This is a genomic window from Stackebrandtia soli (assembly GCF_965137155.1).
GTDB classification, from domain to species: Bacteria; Actinomycetota; Actinomycetes; order Mycobacteriales; family Micromonosporaceae; genus Stackebrandtia; species Stackebrandtia soli.
The window spans coordinates 1-7,778 of record NZ_CBCRZX010000075.1 but is presented as its reverse complement, the minus strand read 5'-3'; the positions used below and the strand labels follow the sequence as shown (position 1 = coordinate 7,778).

Annotated in this window: 10 protein-coding genes; 2 read left to right on the top strand and 8 right to left on the bottom strand. The window is 67.8% G+C overall.

Annotated elements, in window-relative coordinates; all coding sequences use genetic code 11:
- Positions 1-25: 25 nt before the first annotated feature.
- The gene (locus ACM9NP_RS23350; RefSeq protein ID WP_415648924.1) at positions 26-583 is read right to left on the bottom strand and encodes a hypothetical protein; all 558 of its coding nucleotides are present in this window, start codon (positions 581-583) and stop codon (positions 26-28) included.
- A 1,030-nt stretch (positions 584-1,613) separates the two neighbouring features.
- Here ACM9NP_RS23350 and ACM9NP_RS23345 point away from each other — a divergent pair.
- Positions 1,614-1,907, top strand: a complete 294-nt coding sequence (locus tag ACM9NP_RS23345) for a hypothetical protein (RefSeq protein ID WP_415648923.1) — start codon at positions 1,614-1,616, stop codon at positions 1,905-1,907.
- 105 nt (positions 1,908-2,012) lie between these two features.
- On the opposite strand, the gene ACM9NP_RS23340 is transcribed toward ACM9NP_RS23345, so the two are convergent.
- From ACM9NP_RS23340 to ACM9NP_RS23320, 5 genes are all read right to left on the bottom strand, one after another.
- Positions 2,013-2,240 carry a hypothetical protein gene (locus ACM9NP_RS23340; RefSeq protein ID WP_415648922.1) on the bottom strand — a complete coding sequence of 76 codons (228 nt, stop codon included), beginning with the start codon at positions 2,238-2,240 and terminating at the stop codon, positions 2,013-2,015.
- 37 nt (positions 2,241-2,277) lie between these two features.
- Positions 2,278-2,961 carry a uracil-DNA glycosylase gene (locus ACM9NP_RS23335; protein ID WP_415648921.1) on the bottom strand — a complete coding sequence of 228 codons (684 nt, stop codon included), beginning with the start codon at positions 2,959-2,961 and terminating at the stop codon, positions 2,278-2,280.
- A gap of 278 nt (positions 2,962-3,239) precedes the next feature.
- Positions 3,240-4,460 (bottom strand): threonine ammonia-lyase, encoded by a 1,221-nt coding sequence (ilvA, locus tag ACM9NP_RS23330; RefSeq protein WP_415648931.1) that lies wholly within the window; start codon positions 4,458-4,460, stop codon positions 3,240-3,242.
- A 71-nt stretch (positions 4,461-4,531) separates the two neighbouring features.
- Positions 4,532-5,031: transcription elongation factor GreA (gene greA, locus ACM9NP_RS23325; protein ID WP_415648920.1), on the bottom strand; the 500-nt coding region annotated here is incomplete at its 3' end.
- Positions 4,947-5,555: a DUF4307 domain-containing protein gene (locus tag ACM9NP_RS23320; RefSeq protein ID WP_415648930.1), complete on the bottom strand. Its 609-nt coding sequence runs from the start codon at positions 5,553-5,555 to the stop codon at positions 4,947-4,949. The genes greA and ACM9NP_RS23320, both read right to left, overlap by 85 nt.
- A 131-nt stretch (positions 5,556-5,686) precedes the next feature.
- Here ACM9NP_RS23320 and mca point away from each other — a divergent pair, with 131 nt between their 5' ends.
- On the top strand, positions 5,687-6,559 hold the full coding sequence (gene mca / locus ACM9NP_RS23315) for a mycothiol conjugate amidase Mca (protein WP_415648919.1): 873 nt from the start codon (positions 5,687-5,689) through the stop codon (positions 6,557-6,559).
- A 243-nt stretch (positions 6,560-6,802) separates the two neighbouring features.
- Here the strand turns inward: mca and ACM9NP_RS23310 are convergent, their stop codons facing one another.
- Together ACM9NP_RS23310 and ACM9NP_RS23305 are read right to left on the bottom strand one after the other, a co-directional pair.
- A complete protein-coding gene (locus ACM9NP_RS23310) occupies positions 6,803-7,396 on the bottom strand; it encodes a YqgE/AlgH family protein (protein ID WP_415648918.1) in 594 nt (197 codons plus the stop codon).
- A 136-nt stretch (positions 7,397-7,532) separates the two neighbouring features.
- On the bottom strand, positions 7,533-7,778 hold a 246-nt coding region (locus tag ACM9NP_RS23305; protein ID WP_415648917.1), incomplete at its 5' end, for an ATP-binding protein.

Below are 7,778 nucleotides of genomic sequence, written 5' to 3'. Positions count from 1 at the left end.
ACGACGTCACGTCGTGCGCGGCGAATCAGGTGATCTCCGGACCCCGTCGACGCAGTTCGTCCACTCCAGACATGGCGGAGCGCAGTTCGGCGAGCCATGAGTCGGCGTGTTCGCCCACGAGTCGGACACACCACGCGAGCGCGTCGGATCGAGAGCGGGCGACGCCGGAGTCGACGAGCGTGTCCAGGACGCGGCGTTCGGGCTGACGCAGTCGCGACATCACGGGGACGGTCTGGTGGGTGAAGACGATCTTCGTGCCGCCGCAGGACGCTCCCCAGCTGGCGCGGCGTTGATAGCGGTACTGGATCTGCTGCGAGATCTGGACGCGCTGTTCGCGGGTCGCCTCCCGGAATCGGCTGATCCGGCCCTCTTCCAATGCGGCGCGGTCGGCCTCGGTCGCGTCGGGTTCGTACTCGGGGGTGCCGAGCTTGCCGATGATGATCAATTCGTCGCGGTCGGCCGAGACCTCGGGCAACCCGATGAACCAGTCATCGGGCACTCGGCCTGCGATCCAGGCCGCCGCGTCATCGGCCTGCGGAACGTCGGCGTAGCGCCAACTCCCCGTGTTATCGCGTGCGTTCATGGGTTCTCCAAAAGGGAATGGGGCAAGAGCGTAATGACGATGACGATGCAACGCCGTAGCTTTGCTTACAAAGTTACACCGAAGCGGCAGGCGCCAATACTCGACCGTTCGGAGGATTTCGCCCCCTAGGGGGCATCGAGGAACACGCGACAGCGACACCGCCGCAACACATCCGAGGACTTCGACGGGATCGCCGGTGTTGACACCTCGTCGCCACGAGGATCTGCGGGTTCGCCGGGATCGCGCCCGCCAGTCCGCACCGACGGGCCGCCCACCGTCGCGAAATCCCGTGGGCCGGACGCGATGGTCGACATAAGGTCCCGACGTCCTCGCGTGACGGGAATGTCGACGACGGCCGCGAGCCGGGCCGGTCGATCCCGGCACGGTGACGCCCGACCTGGCCAGAGCTCGTCCCCTTGCCGACCAACATCTCCACCGACGACGGGGGCGTCCGTCACGACGTTCGCGGCGAAGGACCGCCGTTGCTGCTGATCCCGGGCGGGGCCGGTGACGCCGGGGTGTTCGGTCCGCTCGCCGACCGGCTCGCCACTCGATACACGGTCGTCTCCATGCACGGCAGGCTCGTGTCGGACACGTGCTCCGGCGAGCTCGGCGACCAACTCCCCAGACGCACGCGGACGACGCCGAACAACTCCTCAGAGGACTGGTTCCTGTCGGGGGCGCGACGTCGGAGGGCTCGCGACGCACGAACGCGCCCTCGTGCTCGGGTCCAGTTCGGGGCCGTCACCGCGCTCGAACCGCTCATCCGCCATCCGACCCTGGTGGAACTCGCGGTCGTCCACGAACCGCCGCTGGTCGGCCTGCTGCCGGACGCCGACGAGCAGAGGTCCATGATGGAATCAATTCGCGATGCCCCGCGCCACCGGAACCGCCGAGGCCATGGGCATCCTGGCCGAGGGAATGACCGCGCCGGGACCGGGCGAACCCCCGACCCGTCGGCACGACGGCGACTGGCTCGTCGGCTATCCCGACACGGAGCCGGAAACCGCCCTCCCCCGAACTGCTCGAGGTGTTCGATCGTCTCGGCGCCTTCCAACCCGCGTTCCTTGAGCGCGTTCTGGTCCCGTTCTCCGCGCACCGCCCGGACCTGAGGGTTCTACGCGTCCTCGTGGAGCGGCTCGTGTCCGCCGCCGGGATCGATTCGCGGAAGTTCCTGCCGTGCCGGACGACCGCCGCGTTGGCGATGTCGCTCGGACTACCGCTGACCGAGTTCCCTGGAGGTCATCTCCGCCCGGTCGAACGACCTCGCCAGTTCGCCGAGGCGCTCATCGCCCTCTTCGACGCGCACCGGGGTCAAGCCTGAGGGACGTCCCGCGATGAGCCGCCGGGCAAGCGAACGACGGACCGGCCGCGCGCACGGTGACGGCCCGGCGCCATCGAGGAGGGCACCGGGCCGGAAGTCGGACGATCAGGATCGCTCGGTCGGTTCGGCCGTCGAGTCGACCTGCGTCGTGTTCTGGGGGAACTCGGCGGGAAGCCGCTTCAGACGCTTGTTCATGTTGCGGATCAACAGCGCCGTCACCACCGCCAGCACGACGATGATGAACAAGCCCGTCGGGCCCGCGAGGCCGCCGCCACGGGTGTCACCGAAGTTGTTGACGCCGGGGTCAGCCAGAAACTCAATCACGCCCACCACGGTACCGACGCTCCGTAGAAGATGCCAGCGGGGGCGACTACTCGGCCGCCGGAAGTCGCCAGTCGATCGGCGCGGCGCCCTGTTCCTTCAGCAGTTCGTTCGCCCGGCTGAACGGCCGCGAGCCGAAGAAGCCCGACCGCGCCGACAGCGGCGACGGGTGCGCCGACTCGATGCACGGCACCGGACTCAACAGCGGTTGCAGGTTCCGCGCGTCCCGGCCCCACAGGATCGCCACGAGTGGGCCGCCGCGCTCGGAAAGCGCCCGGATCGCCTGCTCGGTGACCTTCTCCCAGCCCTTGCCCTTGTGCGCGTTGGACTTTCCGGGTTCGACGGTCAGGCAGCGGTTGAGCAGGAGGACGCCCTGGTCGGCCCACGGCGTCAGATCGCCGTTGGCGGGAGCGGGAAGCTCGAGGTCCTCCATGTACTCCTTGTAGATGTTGCGCAGGCTCGGCGGCAACGGGCGAACATCCTCCGCGACGGCGAAACTCAGGCCGATCGCGTGGCCCGGTGTCGGGTACGGGTCCTGACCGACGATCAGAACGCGCACCTTCTCGAACGGCTGAGTGAACGCGCGCAGGACCTTGTCACCGGCGGGGAGGTACTTGCGGTCCGCGGCGATCTCCGCGCGCAGGAACTCGCCCATGGCGGTGATCTGATCCGACACCGGCGACAGCGCCTTCGCCCAGCCGGGATCCAAGAGTTCTTCCAATGATGCAGTCACGCCACAACCCTACTGATGCCCTCCGACAACGACCGTCGGTGCGGCCGCTTCGGGCTTTCGTTTCGCGGCAAGGAAAGCCTCAGAGGTTGTTTCGTTACCTCAGGTCGTGCGAGGCGCGTGTCAGGGCGTCACTCGGCGAGGCGGAGGATCGCCCGCACACCGGCGTCGTATGCCGACGACCCGACAACGCGGCCGACGACCGTCGAACCACTGACGTGGTTCGACCATGAACACCGCGACGCCGCCGCAGCCGATCTGCTGGGTGACGAGACAGCCTCTTAAAGTACGGTCCGTCCGGGGTGAATCCGGTATCCCGAGTCGCGCAGCGCGCCCATGAGGTGTTCGGCGTGGTCCTCGCCCCGCGTCTCGACCGACAACGCCACCGAGACCTCCCCGACTCGCAGGTGCGGGTCGCTGCGCTGGTGCAGGACGTCGATGACGTTGCCGCCGCGCTCCGCGATCAGACCGAGGATCGACGCGAGCACACCGGGGCGGTCGGAGCAGGTGACGGTGAAGCGCTGGAAACGACCGGCGGCGGCCAGACCGTGTTCGATGACCCGCAGCAACAACAGCGGATCGATGTTTCCTCCGGACAGGACGGCGACGACGGGCCCGTCCGTCGGGATGAGCCCAGACTGCACGGCCGCGGCGCCGACGGCACCGGCCGGTTCGACGACGAGCTTGTTGCGCTCCAACAGGGTCAGCATCGCCCGAGATATGTCCTCATCGGACACCGTCACGACGTCGTCGACGAGGTCGCGCACGTGCGGAAAGGTCAACTCCCCCGGTATCCCGACGCGGATGCCGTCGGCGAGGGTCGAGTACTGCTCGAGTCGGACGGGACGGCCCGCGGCCAGGGACGGCGGGAACGCCGCGGCCCCTTCGGCCTGGACACCGATGACGCGGACGTCCGGACGCAGGGACCGCGCGACGACGGCGATCCCGGAGATGAGGCCGCCCCCGCCGACGCCCGCGACGATCGTGCGAACGTCGGGCGCCTGCCGGAGGATCTCCAGGCCGACGGTGCCCTGCCCGGCGATGACGTCGGCGTGATCGAAGGGGTGGATGAACACCGCGCCGGTCCGCTCGGCGTAGGCGCGAGCCTCGACGAGCGCGTCGTCGACGGTCTCCCCGAAGAGCTCGACGTGGGCGCCGTAGCCGCGAGTCGCGGCGATCTTCGGCAGCGGCGCCGAGGTCGGCATGAACACGGTCGCCTTCGCGCCGAGTTCGGCGGCGGCGACGGCGACGCCTTGAGCGTGGTTTCCGGCGCTGGCGGCGACGACCCCCTGGTCGCGTTCGGCGGGGGTGAGGTTGCTGATGCGCACGTAGGCGCCGCGCACCTTGTACGCGCCCGCGCGCTGCAGATTCTCGCACTTGTAACGAACGTCGCCGTACCGTTGCGGAAGGCCGCGCGCGGGTTCGATGGGGGTTTCCCGGGCGACGTTGGAGAGCAGCTTCTCGGCGTCGCGCACTTGATCCACGGTGACCAACGGCGTCATGCCGGTGATCATGCCACGCAGGAGGCACGCCTGGTGGCCAAGGCGACGGGACTCACTCGGCGCGACGNGGNCAGCCGGAGAAGGGCTCGAGTTTGACGACGGTGACCTTCAGCTGAGCGCCGGACGGCGCCAGGTAGGTCACGGTGTCGCCGACGGCGTGGCCGGTGATCGCCTCCCCGAGGGCCGACTCAGGACTGTAGACAGTCAGGTCGGTGGTCGCGGCGATCTCGCGGGAGCCGAGCAGGAAGGTCTCGGTGTCGTCCGGGTCGTCGTCGAACGCGATCGTGACGACGCTGCCGGGACCGACGTTGACGGACTCGGACGCCTCACCGACTCGGGCGGTGCGCAGGAAGTCCTCGAGGTACCGGATCCGGCCCTCCATCTTGCCCTGCTCTTCCTTGGCGGCATGGTATCCGCCGTTCTCCTTCAGATCGCCCTCCTCTCGACGGGCGTTGATCTCGGCGGCCATCGCGGGTCGGGCGGCGATCAACTCGTTGAGTTCCGAGACGAGCCGCTCGTGGGCTTCGGGCGACAGCCAAGCGCCTGTTGGTTGGTTCGAAGTAGTGGACACGATCGCATCCTCCGGACGGAATAGTCTGCTGATAAATGGACGAATGTTCGTAGTGCGACAAAGGCCGCCCCCTCATTGGGGGACGACCGCACCGGATCTCTGGATGGCGCTAACCGCGCCGAATAACAGCGCTGAACCTCACCGGTGACCGGTCTGGCGGAGGTTTCCAGGGTGTACGCCACCGTGGTGGATGACCCCTCCGCCGAGATACTCACCTCCGCGTGCCCGACAACGGCACCGTCAGCGGAGCGGGCTCGAACCCGGCAGGTGGCGTCCACACCTCCGGATTGGTACACATTGAACACGATGTCGACCGTGTTCTCGGCGGTCTCGAACGACTGGACCTGCCAATCGAGATCACCGCGACCGTACTGGTCGTACAGCTTCGCCGCGATCGCCACGCCGGCGATCACGACGACGACCGCGCCGAGCGCGGTGAACCAGCGTGGGAATCCCGAGCGTTCCCGTCGACGTCCATAGCGCCCAGGGGGGAACCGCACGTCAGTGGTGCGCGTCTCGCCCATGGCCATCGCCTTTTCCTGGTAGGTCGTCGTACGGTTCGGGAAGAATCGATTGTGGCAGACCGTTGCAATCGATGTTCGGCGGTCTCCGCCGACCCGGATCATTACCGTCACTAATCGCAAAGGTATCAACTGTGACAGAGCAATTGCGCCTGATGTGTGTGCACGCTCACCCCGACGACGAGTCCAGCAAGGGCGCCGCGACGATGGCGCGCTACGTCAACGAGGGCGTGGACGTGCTGGTCGCGACGTGCACCGGCGGCGAGCGCGGCAGCGTCTTGAACGCCAAGATGGACAGGCCCGAGGTCTGGGAGAACATCGCGGAGATCCGCGCCAAGGAGATGGACCTCGCCCGGGAGATCCTGGGGGTCCGTCAGGCGTGGCTCGGATTCATGGACTCGGGTCTGCCGGACGGCTGGCTGCCCGATTCCGGTATCGACCTCCCCGAGGACGCGTTCTATCTCGTTCCGACGGAGGAGGCGGTGATTCCGCTGGTGAAGCTGATCCGCGAGTTCAAGCCGCAGGTCATGACGACCTACGACGAGGACGGCGGCTACCCGCACCCCGACCACATCAAGACTCACGAGATCAGCATGCGCGCCTACGAGGCGGCGGCGGACGCGACGTGGCACCCCGAGCTCGGCGAAGCGTGGCAGGTGTCCAAGTTGTACTACCAGATGGGCTTCGGCCGGAAGCGCGTCTTGGCGCTGCACGAGGCGATCATCAACGAGGGCTTGAACTCCCCGTACGCGGACTGGCTGGAGAGCCGCGACTGGGCCAACGACAAGAGCGCCCGCGTCACGACGAAGGTCGAATGCGCCTCATACTTCGACGTCCGCGACGACGCGTTGCGCGCGCACGCGACCCAGGTCGACCCGGACGGTTTCTGGTTCCAGGTACCCCTTGAGCTGCAACAGAAGGCGTGGCCGACGGAGGACTACGAACTTGTCAAGTCCCCTGTGGAAGTGACGACTCCGGAGACGGACCTGTTCGCGGGCCTGCGCTGACCATCCCATTCCGCGCGGTGGCGAACGACCCCATGCCCGTTCGGTCCCATGGACCGGGCGGGCATCGTCGTACCGGTGGCCCGGACGGTTTCGGCACACCCACCGCGACGTGGCCCAGAGCCTCGACTGAGACGACACCGATCGAGTTCGGCGATTCGGGAGCACGGCGACATCGACGTGGGGGCGATGCCCGGTGTGGCCGAGCGACGCCCGCTCCTCGCACGGCCCGGGCGGGACCGGGCGCTAGTTCATGCTCGGGTCGGCCGGGTACTGCGCGACCGCCGCGAGCAGGCCGCCCTGGCGTTTCCACACCATCGGCCACAGGTCGTCCGGACGCGTCGCGAACGGATCACCCGGCAGGGAGTCGAACACCATCCAGGCGCCCTCCTCGATCTCGCCGGTGAGTTGGCGTGGTCCCCAGCTGGCGTATCCGGCGAAGACCCGCACGCCGTCCAGGAGCGCGGAAATCGAGCCAGGATCCGCCGCGAGGTCCAAAGTGCCCAATCGACCCGCGAAAGGTTTGAATCCACTGTGCTCAGCACTGTCGTCGCGCAGCCAACCGAGGGCGATCGCCGCCTCCGGCTGCACCGGTCCGCCTTCGAAAAGCACCGAGGGCTCGCCGGTCAGATGACTCCACTCGCCGAGCACCTCGGCGACCGGTACTTCGGTGGCGCGGTTGAGTACCACCCCGAGAGAGCCTCCCGGTTCGTGGCTGACCAACAGCACCACGGTGCGTTCGAAATTCGGATCCTGCAAAGCGGGCGTGGCCACGAGCAACCGTCCCACGAGCGCGTCCTGGGTGTGGCGTTCGACCATCCCCGGCTCCTGAGATTCCATCGGGCCTACCTCCCTCCTCGGCGACCGTCGTGAATGCGTTGTCCTCTTCTGGCACGCTATCCGGTCTGAGCGGCAATGAAAACAGGGTGGCGCATTTAATTCCCCCACCGCCAGTAAGCGTCGGCAATCCGACAGGCTACGCCAGCGGGAGCGTCACCGTGAAACAACAGCCGACGCCCGAATTCGCGACGGAGACCGTGCCATGATGCGCCGCGACGAGCCCCGCGACGATCGCCAGGCCCAGACCCCCGCCGCTCCCCGGTCGTCCCGTCCCGGTGGGCGTGCGCGCCGACTCACCGCGAAACGCCACATCGAACACGCGCGACAGCTCCGCCTCAGGTATCCCACCACAGGCGTCTCGCACCGACAGCACCGCCCACCC